The organism is Pseudomonas syringae (assembly GCF_001698815.1).
In the GTDB taxonomy this organism is placed as follows: Bacteria; Pseudomonadota; Gammaproteobacteria; order Pseudomonadales; family Pseudomonadaceae; genus Aquipseudomonas; species Aquipseudomonas syringae_A.
Genome location: NZ_LGSI01000035.1, coordinates 89,865 through 108,233, shown reverse-complemented (window position 1 = coordinate 108,233; position 18,369 = coordinate 89,865). Strand labels below are relative to the sequence as shown.

Below are 18,369 nucleotides of genomic sequence, written 5' to 3'. Positions count from 1 at the left end.
GTACGCCAATGTTAAAGAGGAATAACCGGGTACTTAACAGTGCCTTTGTAGAGGCTTGAGCCGTGTGCTGGGAAACTCGCATGCACGGTTCTTAGGGGGTTGGACGCGGGTAACCGCGTCTGACTACCCGACAACCAGATCAGGCCATGGGCTCTTGGGCGCAAGAACTGGCTCTTCGCAGGATCGCTACGCAGCGGAAAACGGGCTGCGGCGATCATGAGTTTGATCCAGTCTTCACGGCTGAATGGGCATGATCCGTATGCTTATTTGAAGGACGTCCTCACGCGCCTGCCGACGCAGCGGGCGAGTGCGATTGCCGAACTGCTGCCGCATAGATGGCAACCGGTTTAGTTGCGCAAGACGGGATGCCCGGACGCATACGGTGGGGTAGGAAAAACCACAGTTGCGGCCAATCTCGGTGGACTGCTGGCGGATGCCGGCCTCCGCGTCCTGCTGCTCGATCTGGATAGCCAACCCACCCTCTCCAGCTATTACGCTTTGAGCCAGAAGGCTGATGCAGGTGCGTACGAGTTCATCGCACTCAACCTAATAACTCTTGCACAGATTGTTTCCAATACAGTGATCCCAGGGCTCGACCTGATCCTCTCTAACGACGATCAACGCCGGCTGAGCGCCTTGCTGCTGCATGCCCCTGACGGGCGATTACGGCTGCGCAATCTGCTCGACAACTTCCGTCCCAATTATGACCTGCTTTTGATCGACACCCAGGGTGCACGTAGCGTGCTGCTGGAGATGGCCATCCTGGCTTCTGACCTCGCCCTCTCTCCCATCACTCCGGAAATGCTCGCCGCCCGCGAACTGCACCGCGGTACCTTGAAGCTGATGAGTGAACTCGAGCCGTTCCGTCATCTGGGCATTCCACCGCCACCCTTGCGACTGCTACTGAACCAAGTAAACAGCATCCGGGTAGACACGCGAATGATCATCCATGGCCTACGCGAGACCTTCACTGAAGCTACCAATATCTCGGTTTTAGACACGGTAGTTCCAGACCGAGTGGCTTATCTCAATGCGGCGTCCCGTGGCCTACCGGTCCACCGAATCGAGACGCGCCGGCCACGCGAACGATGCTCGCCCTCACCTTTAGTAACCATGCAAGCGCTGGCCATCGAACTGTTTCCGGAATGGCGCGAGGCAATCTCTACAGTGAGCCGATGCACGGAGGTTCAATGAGACGAATCACCAAGCCCGCATTTCTCACCCAGTCATTGTGTTTGATCGACCTTGAGGCCAACCGTGTTTGGCTAGGAGTCTTCTGATGTTGGATCAACTTCCCATCATCGTTCCACCCTCCATTCAACCACACCACCCACCTTGCGAGGAGTACTGCACCGTGGTCTTTCGCCTGCAGGGTGGGCGCTCGGCCATGGGTTGGTTCCTCGCAGAACTTTCCCAACATTTCGAAGGTTCGGGCACTGCCGAGATCGTCAAGTTCGAGGTCGGTGACCATTTGCGTAACCGGCGTTAACTGAGGTTGCTCCGATGAAGAAGCTCAGTCAGGAGGAGATCACCGACAAGCTGCATCAGGACCATTTCCCTCGAGGGCCAGAACTGGAGCGGCTGTCCGATCCACTTGCTGACACGCCCATGCTGGTCACGTTGGAGCAGTTGCGGCCATACGAACACAACCCGCGTTTCATTCGTAATCCGCTGTACGACGATATCAAGGCTTCGATCCGTGAACGCGGGCTGGATCAACCGCCACCGATTACCCGCCGCCCGGGTGAAACCTATTTCATCATCCGCAACGGCGGTAATACGCGCTTGGCGATTCTCGCCGAGCTGTGGCAGGAAACCCGCGACGAGCGCTTCTTTCGCATTCATTGCCTGTTCCGACCTTGGAGCAATGAAATCACCGCCCTACTCGGCCATCTGGCCGAAAGCGATCTGCACGGCCAACTCACGTTCATCGAACGGGCTCTGGCGGTAGCCAAACTCAAAACCATGCTCGAAGCAGAGGGAGCTGTGCTCTCACAACGTGAGCTGGTTCGACGTCTTGCCGCTGGAGGCTATCCGATTTCGCAGTCGCACGTCAGCCGAATGCTGGACACCCTCGAACACTTATTGCCCGCCATTCCACAAACCCTGTATGCCGGTTTAGGTAAACCCCAGATAGAGCGCCTGATCGGTCTACGTAGCCAGGCTGAACGAACTTGGAACCGATATCCAACCGCCCCCGTTGCGTTCGCCGATTTTTGGCTCGACACCCTGGGCTACTTTGATACCGAACCCGAGTCCTTCGATCTTGAGCAGCTCCAGGATGAACTGCTCGAACGCATGAGCCGCTTGCTCGGACAGTCATACCGTATGTTGGCCCTGGAGCTGAGCGATACCCAACGGGTCATCTCGACGCCTGGCATTGTCATTACCACCCCCTCAGAGAACAGCCATCTGCCGAGTGTTAACGAAGCCGCGGCAGAACCTCTCTCCTCCGATCCTCATCCCAAATCAACTGAGACCAAGTCCCACACCGAAACAGCGCAAGAGGAACTGCTCGCACCGCCCGAAACGAATGCCGTATCAGCCGTCAGCCCTCCGTCACGCGTTCAACAGATTCGCGAACAGATAGATCGTGAGACCGCCGAAGCAGCACTCACCGTCGAGGTCTGCGCGATCGACGACATCTGGACCATCGCACCAGCACTAGATAGCCCCGAACAACTGCGTTTAGCCATTGCTGGACTGGCGCGGGAAATGGTGGTCTATGCCGGACATCCCGAGAGCGTCATCCATCAGAAGCTTGGCTTGGGCTTCGCTCTGAACATCGAGCGACTTGGTCTTTCCACACCTCGCGCGACCAGCGTTCACCTACTACTCCTGGCCCTGTTGCGCGCTCATGACAACGTGAACTGGGAGGATCGCAAGCAACTGCCCTCAGCCCTGTTCGGCCAGTTGTTGTTGGGGGTCTATCAACTCCCGCTGACAGATCGTCCCGCCGTGGATGTGGGACTGGAGCGATTGCCCGACAGTCTGCTCATCAAACTGTATCGCCTGATCCGCCTAGCCCGTCGCCTGATCGACTTAACGCTTACCCCTGAAGATGACTCACCGAAGGAGCTGCCATGAACCTGTCCTTCAATGTGCTCACCCAGGCCATGCTGACCCAGGTGCTACACGAGTTGCGCCAGGGCAACCTGCAGCGCTGCAAAGCACTCGGACTGGGTGAGGACGACATCTTCCTGCTGCAATCCTTACCGCCCACCACCCTGTCGCGTCTGGCCCATGCCACTGTACCCTGGGTTGAGGTCAAGATTGACTCACCGGTGCTGCATCGGTTGATCGAACAATCTGAACGCGACGAGCAGAACGAGCGATTGATCAACCGAGCGCTCAAGCTTAGCGCCAGCAGCACCATCATGTATCAGTGCTTCGGCCTGGCGCATTCGGAAACCGCCCTGCGTCGGCGTCTGCTCAAGATAGAAACCCGTAAGGGCCGTCCTCAGCATTTGAGTGGAGCCCAGGAACATGCGCTCTGGCAGCGATGGTGCCAGCTACGCGCGCAAGATGGTACCGAGGATCAGCTCGACGCCATGATGATGCTGGCGGAGGAGCAACAGATCAGCTTGACCATCGTTTGGCAGCAGATCGACCATTACAGCAACGGAACATGAACACTGCCCCTTCCAGTCGCTGGCAGCGTGTCCTGCAGCAATGCACCCAGCAGTTGAGTGGACGTTGGCCCGCACGCCCCACCACTGAACATCCCTCCAACCAGGCCCTGCAGGCGGGCTTTTTGTTCAGTGGCCAATCTCACGAAGTCGTGCCACGTCGGCTGCTGTTGGATAGTCGGCTGACGCCATTGGAACGCAATGCCTGGCAGGTGTTTCGACTCATGCTGCAAGGCCAGGGCGTGGTCACACCGCGCTATGAGGATTTGCAGCCTTACCTGTCAAGCGTGCCCTACGGTGCGTCAGCCTCCCGTGAAACCATTGCTCGGGTGTTGACGATGCTCAGGTTGACACGCTGGCTCAGTTTGGTGAGTCGCGGACGCGATCAGCTCAGCGGACGTCTTCAAGGTTCGCTGTACGTTCTGCACGATGAGCCGTTAACCCCCGCCGAAGCCATCGAACTGGATCAGGATTACCTGGCGCTGGTCGGACATGCCCTCGGCCATGCAACCAAGGCTGTGCGCATTGTCGCGCAGCACATTGTGGAAGAAATCCGCCAGGACACGGATATCGATCAGGGTCGACTACCGACACGGCTCGACAGCTGGGGCGAACACTGGACGCAGCAAGGATTGGATCAGGCAACCGATGCCGCTCTGCACGATTCCGAACGGGGGGAAGATGCCCACGTTCGGAATCGTACAGGCCCTCGTTCGGATTCCGAACCGAGTCTGAGCGCCAGTGTTTCCCGCACCGTTCGGAATCCGAACGCCGCCTGTACTGTATTAAAAGAAAGTATTTGTACAGTACCGCGCGCGACCCCGGCGGTGGATAACCTGCTCTGGCCCACTCCGCTGCACCTGAGTCCAAACGAGCATCAGGCCGTCGCTGTGGCGCTGAACAGGCTCAAACCAGTGGATCGGCAGGCGGTGCGCAACGAAGCCGGTGCACGCTGTGCGGCCGGTGGAATCCGCAAGCCAGCGGCGTATCTGATGGGTCTGATCCAGCGTGCGCTGAAAGGTGACTTTCGTCCTTGGGCAGGTCAGGCCGAACCGTCACCCATTGCAGAACCGCCCCCTCGCGGCCATCTCGACAACAGGGCGAACCCGCTTCTGCCCTTGCCCAAGCGTGCCTGAATGAGCTGCGCCAACTGCGCGGCAAACGCGGTGGACGTCAGTAGATTTGATGCCACTGGCATCAAATCCATGGAGTTCCACTCTACGAACACGTCGGACAAAGCTATGGAGCTTTTAGGGGATAGTGGACTCGCGTCATGTCGCTGAAGAATCAGATCTACCTTCCAATAACGTCAACGATGACCCAATGACAGATGAAGAAAGTAAACGACCATAAATATTCCGCTGCTCCATGGAAAGGGCTCCTTTACAAGAGGCCGGTGATGAATGATCACCAGCCATCTAACTCATTTTCGCCGTGGACGCAGACTATGGGCGCACCGAACATTGGTCAGTACTGCGAAGGAAATACCCCGCGTGGCATGCGGATGTGTGCGCCCTGGCGGGTGTCGACGACCTGGGTAATCCCCATGTCCCCGGCGACGCTCATCAGTGAATAGGCGTCGTTGCGCGACAGCCCCTGATGCTCAGTGAGGAACGTGAGCATGTCCAGCGAGGCGTTGCGTACGGCTTTGTTCAGGTCCTCGTCGAAGCCATGGACGATCCAGCAATCCTGGGTTTCCAACAGCGGTGATGGGAAAAAGAAATCCTTGCGCAGAATCACCTGGAACATCACGTTCAGTGAGGACTCGATAGCCGTCCCGCTGACCTCACCATCGCCCTGAGATACATGAGGATCGCCGATTGAAAACAGAGCACCGTCGACGGCAACCGGGTAATACATGGTCGCACCGGCACCGATGCGCCAGTTGTCGATATTGCCGCCATGCAGGCCAGGTGGAATGGTACTGACCCGACCCCGGACATCCGGCGCCACGCCTGCGGTGCCCAGGTGCGGACGGATCGGGATGCGTACGCCCTCAAGAGTCGTTTGGCGCTCGCAGTGCGCGCAGCGGGTGACACGCCCAGGCGTGAGGTATTTTTCTTTCACATCGTAGGCGTACAGCGCACGGGCGTTATGGGAGTTGGGGTCCAGCTCATAAATGGTGACACGCTCGGTCTCGTCAAATTCCTTGTACAGATAGCCCCAGTTGGCTGCGAGGTTGGAGCCATAGTTGTTGCGCGGCGTCATCGACAAGTAGCGCACTTCCAGCATGTCTCCAGGCTTTGCACCTTCGACCCAGATCGGGCCGGTCATGATGTGTACGCCCGGGTTGCGGTCTTCTTCGGGGATCTCGTTGAACAGGCGCCAAATGGTCTCGTCCATCATCAGCTCCGGCGCATCGCCAGCATGGTGGGTAATGGCCTCGGCCTGGATGATATCGCCGCTTTTCACTTTGATCGCAGGCGCCAGCGCCGGGTCGAAATACCCCCAGTGAACGTTCTCAGGCGTTGCCCGAAGTGTGTGCAAAGCGCCAGGTGTCGGATGGGTGCGTCCTGCTGAGAGTGGGGTTTTGACGAGCATGGCGGAACCTCGCGAAGGAGTGGGCGGTTAGAGATCGAGCAGCAGTTTTGCGCCCCGTGCGCGGGAGCAGCAGGGGGTGAATTCCGTGCCTTGAGCGTGTTCTTGCGGTGTGTAGAAGTAGTCACGGTGATCCACCTCCCCGGCAATGACCCCGGTGCGGCATGCGCCACAGACACCGGAGCCGCAGGAGACATTGAGATAGATCCCATTTCGTTGCAGCGCGTCAGCGACGGTTTCTTCGGCGCCAACGGTGATGCACTGCCCGGTGGACTGGATTTGCACCTCAAAAGGCACGTCACCTTGCTGCGGTATTGGTGGCGCACCGTGGAAATGTTCGAAATGAATATGGTCGTCGGCCCAACCTTTGGCTCGCGCCGTCGCGCACACGTCATCGATCAGGGAAGCAGGACCGCAAACGTACAAGTGCCGGCCCAAAGTCGCTGCCGGGATCACCTGTTGCAATTGCATTCTTTCGCCATCGTTCAGGTCAGGAGCATAAAGTCGCGTGGCGTCCTTCAACCGCTCGCCCACCAGCGGCAGGAACGCCATGCGATGGCTGGCGCGCCCGGCGTAATGCAATTCGAAAGGACGCCCGTTAGCCTGGCATTCCAGCGCCATGGCGAGCATCGGTGTAATGCCAATTCCGGCGGCAATCAGTAACGGATGGGGATCATCGGCGTTCAGCGCAAAGTGGTTGAAAGGACCGCTGACTTGCACCACGTCGCCTACGTGCAATGACTCGCAGATCTGTCGCGAGCCCCCGCGGCCATCCGCCTCCAGACGCACGGCGATGCGATAGCAATCACGATCGTCAGGCCCATTGCACAACGAGTACTGGCGTATGCCCACGGACATATGCAACGCGATGTGGGCACCTGCACTGAAGTCCACCATGGTCCGCCTGTCGAGCGATACAAGCTCGAACAGGGTGACGCCTTCTGCAGCCTGTTCGCGCTTGACGACCTGCGCCGCCCAGACCTGATCCATCTCGGCGGGATCGGATTCGGCCTGACTCTGTATGGAAATTGAAGGCATGGAAATTGAAGCGTTCACGTTGCGCTGCCTCACCGATCACTGAAGCCGTCAGTTTAGGCAGCCAGGCCTGGATTTCTTGGACGCACGCGCACGAGAAGTTGGACGCCTGCCCAAGAGCAGCCAAGGTTTCATGCGTTCCCGAACAAGAACCGTTACAGGTCTGCTGAGACACTTTCCAGACACGGAAACTCTCGAGCAGCAGGGGCAAAACGGCAATGGCAACAGCGATTGATATGGAACCGGTGAGGACTTCGGCGGCATGGCGCGGTGATGAGCTGATCAAGCGAGGGGACTGGATCTATCGACTCAGCGACGCACAGATCAAGGAGCTTGAGCACCTGGGGGCGCAGTTGGTTGTCGATGACCCGGATCTGCGCAGGGTCGAGCCTGAGGACTACCCCCTGCTCGAATGCCATGACGCTATCGAAGAATGGAAGCAGCGCATGGACATCGGCCACGGCTTTGTCCTGGTACGTGGTTTGCGCACCCAGCTGTATTCAGATGCGCTGAGCGCCGCCATCTATTACATCCTCGGTCTGCACCTGGGCGAACCGATGCGCCAGAACGAACAGGGTGATCTGATCGACCATATCTACGCCACATCCGACAAGAAGCTGGAAGATCCCAGCGCCCTGTCGAAATCGATACGCGACAAACTGCCCTTCCACTCCGACAGCTCCGACGTGGTTGGCCTGATGTGCCTGAGGCCATCGAAGGAAGGTGGCGCGTCGTGCCTGGTATCCGGTGCGCAGATCTATAACGAGATCCTGCTGCGCCGCCCCGATCTCGCGCCGCTGTTATTGGAACCCTTCCATTGGGACTGGCTGCGTCAGGACCCGGCCGCCCCGGCGAACACCTACAGTTCTCCGATCATCAGCATCGTCGACGGTGTATTCAGCATGTACGCCGGATCGCTGTACATCCTGACGGCACAGGACTATCCCGAGGTCCCGCGCCTTACCCCGCAACAGCACGAAATCCTCAAGCTTTTCGAGGATATCACGTACGAACCCGGTATGGCCATCGAAATGGACTTTCGCCCTGGCGACATCCAATGGCTGTCCAACCATGCCGCGCTGCACTCACGTACCGAATTCACCGATTTTGCTGAACCGCAACGGCGTCGACACCTGCTGCGGCTTTGGCTACACCGTCGCGAGCAACGCCCGATAACAGCGGGTTTTGGAAAAAGTGTGGTGCAAAACCGCACGTCGCACCGGGATATCGAGGCAGACGATTCGAAAGGCAACTTCCGGATCTTCAATGCTGCGGTGCCCCGAATCATTGCATGACCCACTGCTTATTCCATCAAACCAACTATGAGAAATGGGAAAGATTGCCATGCGACGTAATACGTATTCGACGCTAGCGTTAGTGTGTTCCATGTGTGTGTTGTCCGAGTCTGCGTTTGCTTCTGGGGCTGAGGATCAGCAACTGAGCCCCGAGGCCGAGGCGCGTATTCGGGCAATCGTCGAAAAGGTCGTCCGGGACACCCTGGCCAAGCAGCAACAGACAGCCAGCGCACAGGCGCCAGTCAACAACGACACCAAAGAAGCGATCCGAGGCATCGTCAAGGAAGAAGTGACCCAGGCCAAGGCCCAGGCCGCCACACGGGATAGCAGCCATACGGCGGACATCATCAACGAGGTCACCGAGAAGGTGAAACTGTATGGGGTGCTCGATTATGGCTTGACCTACGTGAGCAACGAAGGTGGCAGCAGCAAAACCGGCGAGCGAGATGGTGTCAACTGGGGCAACCGCCTGGGTCTCACCGGCTCGCAGGATCTGGACTGGGGGCTCAAGGCGGTCTTCACCATTGAGCACGGTTTCAACCTCAGCGATGGCACGACTTCACAGTACGGCACTACTTGGGGGCGACAGGCCTACGCCGGGCTTGAAAACAAGTGGGGACGGCTGACCTTCGGGCGTCAGTACGATTTCGTCTATGACTACATGAACCAGCTGAATATCGGCGGCTATGCCACCACCTACGCCGGTCACCATGGCGACTTCGACCGCATTTCCGGTTGGCGCGTGGACCGCTCGATCAAGTTCCAGAGCGCGACGTTCGACGGGTTCAAGTTTGGCATCATGTATGCAACGGATGATGCGGCCTACCCAGGTCAGGCCTCAGGTAACAAGGAGACCCTGAGCCTGGGCGCCAGCTACTTTGCAGGCCCCTGGAGCCTGGCTGCAGCCTATGTTCGCATCGACAACAACGACATCTACCCAGACCTGCAGATCGGTGTCAGCGAGTTGCTCGGCCAGAAATTGACCTTTGATGGCACCCCTTTGATCGTCAACCAGGAGACCGCAATCGTCGGTGGCCATTACCAACTGGGCAAATTCACCTTGGTGGGCAACACCTCGCAAACCACGTTCAAACGCGATGGAGAGAAGGCCACCCAGAACGTCTATGAGATTGGCGGCTACTACCCGGTCGCAGAAAAAACCACGGCGATTGTCGGCTATCAATATTCCAAGCTGGAAAATGACGATTGGAATCAATACACCGTGGGGGTCAAACGCGATCTTTCCGAAAAGACCTGGCTCTACGCCTCCTACTCCTGGATGAAAGCCTCAGATGGGGTGAGGGCCAACCAGGGCGCGGGCTGGTATCTGGATAACTCCAGCGACAACCGTCAGGACACTGCGCGGCTGGGCATGGTGTACACATTCTAAACAGCACCCGGTTCTGAACAGACCTTTTCAGAGGAATACGACAGTGCACCGAAGAACATTGTTAAAAGCTGTACCGATCAGCGCTGTAGCCCTGTTATTGGCCCAGGTGGGCCTCAAGCCTGCGATGGCCGCCGGTCGCAATGTGTCCCTGGCGTTCCCGTTTGACGTCACCAGTTGGGACCCAACCGCGCGCATCATTCCCCACGCGACATCGCTGTACAAATGCGTGTTTGATCAACCCCTCGAATACGGCCCCGACAACCAGTTGAACGCAGGCGTCATCACCGCTTACAAGTGGCAGAGTGACGGCCTTGAGTTGGTGCTGGATTTTCGTGATGACGTGTACTTTCACAATGGCGACAAGCTGACATCGGAAGACTTCAAATACACCTTCCTTGACCGGCCAAAAGCGGACAACACCCTGCAACTGGGCTACATCTGGAACACCATCGAAAGCATCCAGACGCCCACTCCCACTCAGGCGGTGGTCCGCTTTACCAAGCCATTCGTGACGGCGCCACAGTACCTGGGGTTTGCCGGTTCATTCATTTTGCCGAAGAAATACATCAGCGCAGTCGGCATGGACGCGTTCCTGGCCAAACCGATAGGTTCAGGCCCCTACAAACTGGTGGATTACCAACGCAACAGCCGCATCGTGCTACAGGCTTTCGATCGGTATTGGGGCGGCAAACCCGAGCTGGAAAACGTCACCATCCAGATCATCCCCAATCCGACCTCTCGTGCATCCGCCACGCAGTCCGGCCAGGTGGATTTCAGCTTTGCGCTGCCCATCCGCGAGGCCTTGCGCCTGGGCAAGCTGCCGAGTATCAGCAGCGCGCTGACCGTGACGGTGGATACTTACCTGATCCATATGCTCAACAAACCGCCTCTGGACGACATCAACCTGCGCCTGGCGATGCACCACGCCATTGACAAAAAAGCCCTGGCGCAAGCACTGCTCAACGACCTTCCCGAACCACTTTCAAGCCCGTCGCCACCCGGCACGCCGGGCTACGAGGCCGCTTTCAACTTCCCTTACGACCTGTCCAGGGCGCGGGAATATCTGACCAAAGCCGGGTACAGCGAAAGCAAGCCAGCACGCTTCAAGTTCTTCGCCACCAACGGCGTACATCCGGTGGACAATCAGATGGCCCGCGCGATTGTGCAGATGTGGAGCAAGGTCGGCATCCAGGCGGAACTGGAAACCATCGACATGGGCGTGTACTTCCAGTCGGTGGCGGCGGGAACACTGCAAGGGCCGACATTGTGGTTCTGGAACAACTCCACTGCCGACCCCGAACTGTACGCAGGCAGTTATCTAAATGCAGACACCGCATTTTCGGTCTGGCGCAGCCAGGATGTAATGGAGAAGCTTTCCCCACTGTTGGTGGAGCGCGACTACGACAAGCGGATAGAACAATACAAAGCGTTCAACCGCTGGGTCGTTGAACAGGGTTACAGCCTGCCGCTGCTACAGGGCGTTTCGAGCGTAGCCCATGCCAAAACACTGCATTACAAGGCCTATCAGAACGGCTGGATACTGCCGTCACACTGGAATGCCTGACGCCTCTAGGCCCTGATATCAGGGCCTTTTTTTTGCGCGCCAAAACCCTGCCCATCGCAAAGATCAGTGCTGTAGCACCTTTATGGCGTGCATCCGGTGGATGCAAGTACGCCCGCTGCGCGTGCTGGCAGCTCATCGCGGGAATGCGCATTAAGGCCTAACTCCGTGCGCATCAGTTCAAGTGGGGAAACAGGGCGCTGGATAGACTTCTCTCATAGGCGAAAACCACCTCAAGTCACAGCGAGAATGCAATGTCCATATTCAAGTCAGACGAGTTCTTCAACAGCCTCACCAGTTCGGCAGGCGACGTCAGCCAGTCCAATACGCTGCCGCCGATGTGCTACACCGATGCCGAGTTCTACGCGTTTGAAAAAGAAGCGCTGTTCAATCACGAATGGCTCTGTCTGGGGCGTCAAGAGTGGGTCGCCAATGCAGGCGATTACTTCACCACCACCATCATCGGCGAGCCGCTGATAATCGCCCGCAATCGAGAGGGGCAAATCAAGGCCATGTCCGCTGTCTGCCAGCACCGCGCGATGCTGGTTGCCGAGGGCAAGGGCAACACCAACGCATTCCTCTGCCCCTATCACCACTGGGCCTACAACCTCAATGGAGAGTTGATCGGCGCGCCAGAAATGCAAAAGACCGAAAACTTCCAGCGCAAGGATTTTTGCCTGCCCACGATGAAGGTCGAGCTGTGGCAAGGATTCATCTTCGTCAACTTCGACCTCAACGCCCCGCCACTTGGCCCGCGTCTGCTGGCGGTGGACGAAGTGCTGAAGAACTATGACCTGCAAAACGCCGAGGGGCCGCGGCCGGAAGAGGGACCACGCTATTCGTGGAACTGGAAAGTCATGATGGAAAACAATAACGACGGCTACCACGCCAACCGTCTGCATCAGGGACCGCTGCACGATTTCGCACCGAGCGCCCTGGCGCGCTTCCCCGACGATCTGCCTGCCGATACCGCCGGTTATTACCGCACCAACGGCACCTTGCACGCGGACGCCAGCTTCAACCCAACGCAAAAGGCGGTGCTGCCAGTATTCCCGCAACTGACCGAGGAAGAACGCAATCGTTTCCTGTTCGTCAACCTGCCGCCCACGCTTTCTCTGGTCTTGACCAGCGACCTGGTGATGTACCTGATTCTGCGAGCCGACGGCCCCGAGACCCACTTCAACGATACCGGTGTGCTCTGCGCGCCAGGCGCCACGAAAAACCCGGCCTTCGCGCACCTGCTGGAGATGGTCAACAACGCCGCCTCGGAAATCATCGCCCAAGACTTGCATGTAGATGAGCTGGTTCAGCAAGGCCTGCGTTCGCGCTTTGCCGTCAGGGGCCGGTATTCATGGCAAGAGCAGGCGCAGAGCGATTTCAACAAATGGGCGGTATCGCGTTACCAGAGCACTTGGCAACGCCTCAAGCCCGAGGCCGCGCCAACCCTGATTGCGCTGCAGGAACTGCCCCACATTCCCGCTTGATTTGCCTTCTGGGATAAGACACCGATGAGCGTAACCCCTTCATATGCATACAATATCGCAGCACATCTGGTATCACGGCCTGGCCGCTTGATCTGGCTGGCGCTCAGGCAGGCGTTATGGCGCGTGCCGATGCTGGTGCTCATTTCGCTGATTGTTTTCTCCATTTTGCGAGGCATCCCGATCAACCCGGTGAACATGCTTATGCCACCGGGTGCCTCCGCCGAAGACATCGCCCGGCTGTCCCAGCAACTGGGCCTGGATCGTCCCGTGATCGTGCAGTTTTTGTTCTGGCTACTCGGCGCGGTGCAAGGCGACTTCGGCACCTCGATCCAGACCGGCACGCCAGTGCTGCCCATGGTCTTGCAGGCGTTGCCGACAACCCTGCAATTGCTGGCGTTCGGATTTGTGATCGGCTTGGCCCTCGGCCTGGGCAGCGGCCTGCTGAGCTTTCGCTTGCGCGGTACCCGCTATGAACACGCAATCATGGCGCTCAACGGCATCATGATCGCTATCCCCGATTACCTGTGGGCGATCATCCTGATCGTAACCGTCGGGGTCACCCTTCAATGGCTGCCGTTCGTTGGCGCGATAGACCCGGGACTGCAAGCCCCACACGTCAGCGGCTTTTCACTCATTGACAGCCTGCTCGATGGCAACTTCAGCGCCTTCGCCAGCGGCATCAGCCATCTGACCCTGCCCGCCTTGACCCTGGGACTGTGCATCGCGACGCCTATCGCCCGAATGATGCATTCGAGCCTGATCGAGGTGTACCACGAAGACTACATCCACGCGGCCCGCCTGCGCGGCATTGGCGAATCCACGCTGCTGGTACGTCACGCCCTGCGTAACGCCGCACTGCCCACGATCAGCCTGATCGGTGTGCAGGCCAGTGTGGTGATCGGCGGCACGCTGCTGATCGAATCGATATTCGGCCTGCCCGGCATCGGCGCAATGATGCTGCGCGCGCTGGGGGCCTATGACCTGCAAACCATCCAGGCATTGGCACTGACCTACGCCGTCACAGTGCAGGTGGTCAACATGCTGACCGAGTTCGCCTTGCATCAACTCAACCCAAGACTGCGGAGCCAGGCATGAATTTCCGACTCGCTCCTTCATCACTGTGGTACCGGGCGCTGCGTGAACGCAGCTTCTGTATCGGTGCTGGCTTCATGCTGCTATTGGCGTTGCTGGCCTTGTTCGCGTCGTTCCTGGCACCCCACGCGCCAAACGAGCAGGATCTGGCAGGGGTTCTGCTGCCGCCCTTCTGGGTGGACGGCGGCACACTGAATTATCCGCTCGGCACTGACGGTCTTGGCCAATGCGTATTGTCGCGTCTGCTGTATGGCGCTCGCGTGGTCATCACTATCGCCATCGCAGCACCGATCGGCGCGGCGGTGCTTGGCTGTACCCTCGCTTTGCTGGCCGGTTATCAAGGCGGCTGGCTGGACTGGTTGGTCAATCGGTTCGTCGATCTATGGCTGTCATTCCCCGCAGTATTGCTGGCCTTGATTCTGATGGTTGCGCTGTCACCGGGCCTGCAAAACGTGATCCTGGCCATCGTGTTCGTCGACTGGGCTCGCTTTTGTCGAGTGATACGGGCCGAGGTTCTGGTTATTCGGCGCCGCGAATACGTGGCGGCAGCACGCATCAGCGGCGCCAATACGCTGGGTATTATCTGGCGCGAAGTGGTGCCCGGCATCGTCCCGACGCTGATCGCCCTGATGGCGCTGGAAGTCAGCATTGCAGTGGTCGCCGAAAGCATCCTCTCGTTCGCCGGCATGTCGGTGGGCTCGCAGACACCGACTTGGGGGGCGATGATCAGCGACGGCCTAAACAGCATGTACTCCTCGCCCTACCCGCTGCTGCTCCCCGTGTTCTGCATGATTCTGACCGTACTGGCAGCGACCTTCCTCGGCCAGGGGCTGCGCCAGGCCACCGATGTTCGAATGCTTGAACGCAACGGAGCCGCCTGAGATGACCCTTTCCCTTATGTCCGCACAACCGCTGGCCAAACCCAACCCGAGCCCCTTCACGCCGCCGCAAAAATCATCGCTGCTGCTCCAAGTGCAACACTTGAACGTCACCGCGCAAACACCGCAAGGGCCCAGCCTGGTGTTGCGTGATCTCAGCTTTGACTTGCGGCCTGGGCGTACCCTTGGGCTGGTGGGCGAGTCGGGTGCTGGCAAGAGCATGATCGGGCGAATCCTGTCTCGTCAGTTGCCGGGCGGATTTGAAGTCAGTTCGGGAAGCCTGCATTTCGACGGTGAAGATTTACTGGCAGCCTCTTCGGCAATCCATCGTCAGTGGCTGGGGACCCGCATTGCGTTCATCCCGCAGGAACCGATGACGGCACTCAATCCGGTGTTGACCATCGGCCATCAGTTGACCGAGCACCTGTTACGTATTGGCGTGCCAGCGCAGGAGTGCCGCGAGCGAGCGATCAAGGCGCTGGAGGAAGTTCGCCTGCCCCGCGCCGCATCTCTGTTAGGCAAGTACGCCTTCGAACTCTCTGGCGGCATGTGTCAAAGGGTGATGATTGCCATGGCGTTCGCCAGCCTGCCAGACCTGGTGATCAGCGATGAAGCCACCACCGCGCTGGATGTGAGCAGCCAGGCGCATGTCGTCAAACTGCTGCGCAATCTTCAGGAGCGCCATGGTACGGCGGTGTTGTTCGTCACCCACGACATGGGCCTCGCCACTCACGCGTGCGACGAGGTGGCAGTTCTCTATGCTGGCGAAATCATGGAAAGCGGACCCGCCAAACAACTGTTCTCCTCGACCCTGCACCCCTACACCCAAGCCTTGCGCCAAGCCATTCCGAACCTGACCGGGCCGCTGCATACACTGCGCGCGCTCAATGGACAGATGCCCAGCGTCGAAGACTTTACCCACCTCCAGGGTTGCCGTTTCGCGACCCGTTGCGAGCATACCCAGCAAGCTTGCCATCAGCAGCAACCGTCATTGGACTGGGTGGACGATGAACATCGCGTGCGCTGTCTACGCTGGTCGCAAATCAAACCTCAAGCCCAACGGCAAGACACCACCGATACCCATATGAGCGGACAGGCCATGAGCTCACTGACCAGCCTGCGTATCAGCGGCCTGAGCAAAACCTGGCCAGGTAACCGCTCACTCTTCAATCGGCAACCCGACGTTCAGGTGCTCCAACCACTGGATTTGACGGTTGCACCGGGAGAGTTCATCGGGATTGTCGGCGAGAGCGGCAGTGGCAAATCGACGCTGGCACGGCTGATCATGGGATTGGAACGCCCCACCGGCGGCAGCATTGTGCTCAACGAGCGGATGCTGATCGACGAGCCACAGGATTGGAAGCGCCGGGTCTCGTCCATTCAGATGATTTTCCAGGATGCGCGCGCGGCGCTGAACCCTAGGCGGCGTGTCGGCCAACTGCTGACCCAGGCCATGGAATCACGCAGTCATTTGCACACCGAGCGCACCCTGCGCGCCCAGGAACTGGCCCGTGACGTTGGCCTGGCCACGTCGGCGGTCGAGCGATTTCCGTCGCAACTGTCGGGCGGTCAACGCCAGCGGGTCAACATCGGACGCAGCCTGTGCGATATGCCACAGATCCTCATCGCCGACGAAATCGTTTCCGGTCTCGATGTCTCGGTTCAGGCGCAGATCATGAACCTGCTGTTGGAGCTGCGCCGCGAACACAAGTTCTCGCTGCTGTTGATTTCCCACGACCTGGGGGTCGTGCGTTACCTGTGCAGCAAGATTCTGGTTCTGCACCAGGGCCAGGTCGTGGAAAGCGGAGATACCGAACAAGTGCTTTCGGCCCCCCAGCATCCCTACACCCGAGCCCTTATCGCTGCAGTCCCTCCTACAGACCCAAGTGCTGTCTGGCCACCCACATTTCATCCCCTGACTGAAGAATCAGCATGACCACTACCCTTCCCTCGACCCGACTGCCGACCTTGTTCATCGGCCACGGCACGCCGATGAACGCACTGGAGCGCAACGAGTTCAGCGAAAGCTGGGCTGCCCTTGGCAAATGCATTGGCAAGCCAAAAGCGATTTTAATGGTTTCCGCTCACTGGATGACCCGTGGTGTCGCCGTTACCGCAATGGCACGTCCGCGCACCATTCACGACTTCGGCGCGTTCCCCCAGACGTTGTTCGACAAACGCTACCCCGCACCGGGAGCGCCTGAACTGGCGAAGCGAATAGAAGCGCTGCTGAACCCGCTTCCAGTAACACTGGATCGCAATTGGGGTTTCGATCACGGGACCTGGTCTGTTCTGGTTCATCTGTACCCAGAGGCTGATGTACCTGTCCTGCAGCTGAGTATGGAAAGCAGCCAGCCACCGTCCTTTCACTATGAGCTGGGCGCTCGCCTGCAAAGGTTGAGGGATGAGGGGGTGCTCATCATCGGCAGCGGTAACGTCGTGCATAACCTGCCGATGATTAACTTCGCCAAAACCGAAAGCGGTTTCGATTGGGCTGTCCGCTTTCAGGATCGCGTACGGAAAATCATCACATCGGGTGATGACCGCACGCTCACCGACTTCCCGAACATGGGCGCTGACGCAGATCGGTCCATTCCCTCCGCCGATCACTTCTTGCCGTTGCTGTATGTCCTGGGCGCCCGCGACATGCACGACGACGCAGTGGAGTTCATTACCCCGCATTGCATCTTTGGCTCGCTGAGCATGATGAGCATCGCGTTATGGCCCTCCGCGCGGCCATGACGGTTGAGCAGTAAACAGGAGGTCCGCCGCAGGCAGGCCTCCTTTCTCCTGAAACACTCCGATAAAAAAGGCTTGAAACACATGAAAATCAGCATCTTCGGCTACGGCAACATTGGCTCGGCACTGACCAAGCAATTGACCAAGGCCGGTCATGAAATCGTCCTGAGTGGACGCAATCTGGACAAGGCGCGTGAGGTAGCTTCGCAGTACGGCGCAACCGTTCTGCCGATTGCCCAAGCAGCAGCGGCCAGCGACCTGCTGGTGATGGCTGTCTACTTCGACGGTGTGAAGGACATCGTCGCTGCAGCGGGTGATCTGAGTGGCAAGACTGTCATCGACCCGACCAACCCACTGACGGCCGACTATATGGGTCTGACCCTCGGCTACAGTACTAGCGCCGCAGAAGAAATCGCCAAGCTTGTCCCGCAGTCCACAGTGGTCAAAGCATTCAACACCTTGTTCGCCCAAGTGATCGATCAAGGTGCTGATTTCGCGGGTACTCCCGCCAGCGGCTTCATTGCTGGCGATGATGCCGCAGCCAAGCAAACTGTCAGCGAATTGCTGAGCAGCCTGGGCTATGCCGTCGTAGACGCAGGCGGCCTGAAAAACGCTCGCTATCTGGAACCATTGGCCGGTCTGAACATTTATCTGGGCTACGGCGCTGGCAAGGGAACTCAAATCGCTCCAACCTGGCTCTCTCGCTGATAAACCGGAGAACCGGCCAG

At 58.6% G+C, this 18,369-nt stretch carries 15 protein-coding genes and 2 pseudogenes; 15 read left to right on the top strand and 2 right to left on the bottom strand.

Going from position 1 to position 18,369, the window contains the following annotated elements; translation table 11 throughout:
* Positions 1-129: 129 nt before the first annotated feature.
* The 6 genes and pseudogenes from AFK24_RS09805 to AFK24_RS09780 all read left to right on the top strand — a co-directional run.
* Positions 130-351 (top strand): annotated as a pseudogene (locus tag AFK24_RS09805) (transposase domain-containing protein); the annotation flags it as partial.
* Positions 352-1,194 (top strand): ParA family protein, encoded by an 843-nt coding sequence (locus AFK24_RS09800; RefSeq protein ID WP_065833050.1) that lies wholly within the window; start codon positions 352-354, stop codon positions 1,192-1,194.
* An 85-nt stretch (positions 1,195-1,279) separates the two neighbouring features.
* Positions 1,280-1,489: a hypothetical protein gene (locus AFK24_RS09795; RefSeq protein WP_065833049.1), complete on the top strand. Its 210-nt coding sequence runs from the start codon at positions 1,280-1,282 to the stop codon at positions 1,487-1,489.
* Between the two features lie 14 nt (positions 1,490-1,503).
* Positions 1,504-3,087, top strand: a complete 1,584-nt coding sequence (locus tag AFK24_RS09790) for a ParB family protein (RefSeq protein ID WP_065833048.1) — start codon at positions 1,504-1,506, stop codon at positions 3,085-3,087.
* On the top strand, positions 3,084-3,632 hold the full coding sequence (locus AFK24_RS09785) for a DUF2857 domain-containing protein (protein ID WP_065833047.1): 549 nt from the start codon (positions 3,084-3,086) through the stop codon (positions 3,630-3,632). Before AFK24_RS09790 ends, AFK24_RS09785 begins: the two co-directional genes overlap by 4 nt.
* Positions 3,629-4,809 (top strand): annotated as a pseudogene (locus tag AFK24_RS09780) (STY4528 family pathogenicity island replication protein). Before AFK24_RS09785 ends, AFK24_RS09780 begins: the two are co-directional and overlap by 4 nt.
* Positions 4,810-5,096: 287 nt before the next feature.
* Here AFK24_RS09780 and AFK24_RS09775 read toward each other — a convergent pair.
* Both AFK24_RS09775 and AFK24_RS09770 read right to left on the bottom strand, forming a co-directional pair.
* Complete coding sequence (locus AFK24_RS09775; protein ID WP_065833046.1) at positions 5,097-6,170, bottom strand: acetamidase/formamidase family protein; 1,074 nt, start codon at positions 6,168-6,170, stop codon at positions 5,097-5,099.
* Positions 6,171-6,197: 27 nt separating this feature from the next.
* A complete protein-coding gene (locus AFK24_RS09770) occupies positions 6,198-7,223 on the bottom strand; it encodes a PDR/VanB family oxidoreductase (protein ID WP_139110478.1) in 1,026 nt (341 codons plus the stop codon).
* 197 nt (positions 7,224-7,420) lie between these two features.
* On the opposite strand from AFK24_RS09770, the gene AFK24_RS09765 reads away from it, so the two are divergent.
* The 9 genes from AFK24_RS09765 (at position 7,421) to AFK24_RS09725 (ending at position 18,349) form a co-directional block, all read left to right on the top strand.
* On the top strand, positions 7,421-8,497 hold the full coding sequence (locus AFK24_RS09765) for a TauD/TfdA family dioxygenase (protein ID WP_065833045.1): 1,077 nt from the start codon (positions 7,421-7,423) through the stop codon (positions 8,495-8,497).
* Between the two features lie 49 nt (positions 8,498-8,546).
* Positions 8,547-9,887, top strand: coding sequence for a porin (locus AFK24_RS09760; RefSeq protein WP_170826311.1), 1,341 nt, complete (start codon positions 8,547-8,549; stop codon positions 9,885-9,887).
* Positions 9,888-9,930: 43 nt separating this feature from the next.
* Positions 9,931-11,451, top strand: a complete 1,521-nt coding sequence (locus AFK24_RS09755; RefSeq protein ID WP_139110477.1) for an ABC transporter substrate-binding protein — start codon at positions 9,931-9,933, stop codon at positions 11,449-11,451.
* 251 nt (positions 11,452-11,702) lie between these two features.
* Positions 11,703-12,932 carry an aromatic ring-hydroxylating oxygenase subunit alpha gene (locus AFK24_RS09750; RefSeq protein ID WP_065833042.1) on the top strand — a complete coding sequence of 410 codons (1,230 nt, stop codon included), beginning with the start codon at positions 11,703-11,705 and terminating at the stop codon, positions 12,930-12,932.
* Between the two features lie 24 nt (positions 12,933-12,956).
* On the top strand, positions 12,957-14,027 hold the full coding sequence (locus AFK24_RS09745; RefSeq protein WP_080482100.1) for an ABC transporter permease: 1,071 nt from the start codon (positions 12,957-12,959) through the stop codon (positions 14,025-14,027).
* Positions 14,024-14,905 (top strand): ABC transporter permease, encoded by an 882-nt coding sequence (locus AFK24_RS09740; RefSeq protein WP_065833040.1) that lies wholly within the window; start codon positions 14,024-14,026, stop codon positions 14,903-14,905. Before AFK24_RS09745 ends, AFK24_RS09740 begins: the two co-directional genes overlap by 4 nt.
* 1 nt (position 14,906) lies before the next feature.
* The gene (locus tag AFK24_RS09735; RefSeq protein WP_205884866.1) at positions 14,907-16,838 is read left to right on the top strand and encodes a dipeptide ABC transporter ATP-binding protein; all 1,932 of its coding nucleotides are present in this window, start codon (positions 14,907-14,909) and stop codon (positions 16,836-16,838) included.
* Entirely contained in the window at positions 16,835-17,644 is an 810-nt protein-coding gene (gene ygiD, locus AFK24_RS09730; protein WP_065833039.1) for a 4,5-DOPA dioxygenase extradiol, read from the top strand. Before AFK24_RS09735 ends, ygiD begins: the two co-directional genes overlap by 4 nt.
* A 3-nt stretch (positions 17,645-17,647) precedes the next feature.
* Positions 17,648-18,349, top strand: coding sequence for an NADPH-dependent F420 reductase (locus AFK24_RS09725; protein WP_276204942.1), 702 nt, complete (start codon positions 17,648-17,650; stop codon positions 18,347-18,349).
* Positions 18,350-18,369 lie beyond the last annotated feature (20 nt).